The organism is Promicromonospora sp. NPDC060204, assembly GCF_042728455.1.
Classification (GTDB): domain Bacteria; phylum Actinomycetota; class Actinomycetes; order Actinomycetales; family Cellulomonadaceae; genus Promicromonospora.
The window spans coordinates 1-3,192 of the sequence record NZ_JBHWZO010000409.1; the positions used below are offsets into that span (position 1 = coordinate 1).

Annotated in this window: 2 protein-coding genes; one reads left to right on the forward strand and one right to left on the reverse strand. The window is 73.2% G+C overall.

Annotation, left to right across the window (positions count from 1 at the left end; genetic code table 11):
- Nucleotides 1–126 precede the first annotated feature (126 nt).
- Entirely contained in the window at nucleotides 127–1,398 is a 1,272-nt protein-coding gene (locus ACFWEJ_RS28100; protein ID WP_377232457.1) for a bifunctional folylpolyglutamate synthase/dihydrofolate synthase, read from the reverse strand.
- Nucleotides 1,399–1,924: 526 nt separating this feature from the next.
- On the opposite strand from ACFWEJ_RS28100, the gene ACFWEJ_RS28105 reads away from it, so the two are divergent.
- Nucleotides 1,925–3,172: a hypothetical protein gene (locus tag ACFWEJ_RS28105; RefSeq protein WP_377232456.1), complete on the forward strand. Its 1,248-nt coding sequence runs from the start codon at nucleotides 1,925–1,927 to the stop codon at nucleotides 3,170–3,172.
- Nucleotides 3,173–3,192: the final 20 nt, after the last annotated feature.

Sequence of the window (3,192 nt, forward strand, 5' to 3'; positions counted from 1 at the left end):
AGCGGCGGGGTCGGGCTTACACGCCACCCGGGTGACGTCTCCGCCCGGTGCCGGGCGACCGGCGCCTCGGGCGCCCGCGATCAGGCGCGGCCGACGTTCGTGCTCAGGCGCGGCCCGCGCTCGTGCTCAGGCGCGGCCGACCAGGATGCGGGCGTCCGCGACCGTGACCACGGAACCGGTCACGAGCACGCCCGTGCCGACGGCGGCGCCCGCCGTCTCGTCGGCCTCCGCCAGGTCCGCCGCGATCTGGAGCGCCTCGTCGAGCCGGTCGGCCACGTGCACGCGGTCCTCGCCGAAGACGTCGCGCGCCACCTCGGCCAGGTCCTCCGGCTCGGCGGACCGGTCGGAGGAGTTCCGGGTGACCACGATCTCCGCGATCACGGGCTCCAGGACCGAGAGGAAGCCCTCGGAGTCCTTGTCCGCCATCACGGCGACGACGGCCACGACCCGCTCCAGGTTGAACGACTCCCCGAGCGCGTCCACCATCGCCTCCGCGCCGGCCGGGTTGTGCGCGACGTCGACCAGCACCGTGGGGCTGGAGCGCACCACCTCGAGGCGGCCCGGCGCGTCGACGTCGGCGAACGCGGCCTCGACGATCTCGGCGCCGAGCGCCCGGCCGCCGCTGAGCAGGGCCTCCGTGGCCGCGAGCGCCAGCAGCGCGTTGTGCGCCTGGTGGGCGCCGTGCAGGGGCAGGAAGACCTCGGTGTAGACGCCGGCGGGGGTGCGCAGGTCGAGGAGCTGGCCGCCGACGGCGATGCGCCGGTCGGCGACGTCCAGGTCGACGCCCTCGCGGATCAGGTGGGCGTTGACGGAGTGCGCGCGGGCGAGGATGGGCTCGATCGCGGCATCGGGCTGCTCGGCGATGACCGCGACGGCGTCCTTCTTGATGATCCCGGACTTCTCGGTGGCGATCTCCTCGATCGTGGAGCCGAGCCACCGCTCGTGGTCCATGGCGACGGGCGTGATGACGGCGACCTCGCCGTCGACCACGTTGGTGGAGTCCCAGGTGCCGCCCATGCCGACCTCGATGATCGCGACGTCGACGGGTGCGTCGGCGAACGCGGCGAAGGCCATGACGGTGAGCACCTCGAAGAAGCTCAGGCGCGGCCCGCCCTTCTCCTGGGACTCGCGGTCGGCGACGCCGATGTAGGGCGCGACGTCCTCGAACACCTCGACGAACCGCTCGGGCGTCAGGGGCTCGCCGTCCACGGCGATGCGCTCCGTGACGCTCGTGAGGTGCGGCGACGTGAACCGGCCGGTGCGCAGCCCGTGCTCGCGCACGAGGCGCTCGACCATGCGCGCCGTGGAGGACTTGCCGTTGGTCCCCGTGATGTGGACGGTCCGGTAGGCGCGGTGCGGGTCGCCGAGCAGCTCCAGGACCCGCTCGACGCGGGCCATGGTGGGGTCGATGTCATGCTCGGGGGCGCGCGACAGGATCTCCTTGTAGACCGCGTTCAGCGCCTCTTGGATCGCGGGGTCGGTGTTCTCGGCGCCACGGCTGGTACCGCGTCGGTTCTTCCGCGGGTTCTTCTGGGAGTCGTCCACCCTCAGAGGATAGTTTCCGCTGACGGGCCCTCGACCGTGACCTTGGTCGCGTCGCTGCCGGCCGCGGGGCACCCGAGTCGCCGGGGCACAAGTCTGCCCAGGAGGGGTAACGCTGAGCTAGCAGTGCTACGTCAGCGTTACCCTCCCCGCTGCGTCGTCGTCCCGCCGAGCACCCCCGGCCAACTGAGCTGCGTTCAGCAGGGCGTCCAGGACTGTCCGGACCAGTGAGACGGTCGCAAACCGCCTGCTGAACGTGCGTCAGCCCGCGTCAGCTCCGGACGAACCACACGTCTGTGTTGCGGCATTTCACCCTGTCGAGAACGATGACATCGCGGCGTCGGACGTGATGCGCAGGGTTCGTCGAGGGGGAACCAACAGCATGGGACGAAAGAGCACGGTGCACCGCACGATCGTCGTCGGGGTCGCCGCTGCGGCGCTCGCCGCGTCGGTGGTGGTCTCGGTTCCGGCGACCGCCGGCGGTCTTCGCCAGGGGCCGGAACGGGCCGCCCTGGAGTCCGCCCTGGAGTCCGCCGTGGACCACACCGCGCACGCCGCCACGGCGCTGGCCGGCGCTTCCGGCTACGCCGGCGTCGCCGTCGACTACGACGCCGCGCGGGTGACCGTCTCCTGGAAGGGCGACGTGCCGGCGTCGGTCGGCGCGCTGGCGGAGCAGGTCCCCGCGGGCGTGACCGTCGACGTGGCGCGGGCCGCGCTGAGCGAGGCGGACCTGCACGCGGCGAGCACCCGGCTGCTGGACGGCCAGCGGGCGGCGCACGGCCCGGACGCCGTGGTCGCGGCGATGCCGGCCGGCGACTACACCGGCCTGGTCGTCGAGGTCAGCCGGGACTCGGCAGCCGCCCGGACGGCCGGCCTGGCTGAGAACCTGACGGCCGCGGCCGGTGTCCCGGTCCAGGTCGAGCTCGTCGACGACGGCGTCCAGCCCACCGCCGTCAGCCGCCGCAACGACGCCGCGCCGTGGAGCGCCGGCAGCGCGATGGCCACCAGCAGCGGCTCCGACTACTGCACCACGGGCTTCTCGATCGTCACGGCCGCCGGCAACCACAAGATCGTCAGCGCGGCGCACTGCAACGCCGGGATCGGCTCCCTGGTGCGCGACGGCGAGGGCCAGCAGCTCGGCAAGGTCACCAACCGCGCCCTGGAGATCGACGCCGAGCTCATCGACCCGGTCGGCGAGCCCGAGACGTCGGGCTCGGTGTTCGGCGGGCCGTGGAACGCGTCGAGCGTCAACGCGCGCTACAGGTTCCCCGTCGTCGGGGTGCAGCAGCCCGCCGTGGGGCAGAACATCTGCTCCTCGGGGGCCGTCACGGGCGAGCACTGCGGGGCCAAGGTCCGCGCCGTCGACGTCGCGTGGAGCTGCGGCAAGAAGACCTGCCACGGCTTCCGGGCCAGCCGGGACGACGGCGGCGTCGTCGTGGGCGGCGGCGACAGCGGCGGCCCGATGTACGCCGTCATCGACGGCAAGGCGTACGCCCGCGGCATGATCGACGGCGGCTCCAACCGCCGCAGCTGCGGCAGCACCTCGGTGACCACGCAGTGCTTCTCGTACGTCTACGGCATCCCGATGGTGGACATCCTCGCCGAGTGGGACGCCCGCATCGACAGCTGACGCCGCCCGCGGTGCGCGGG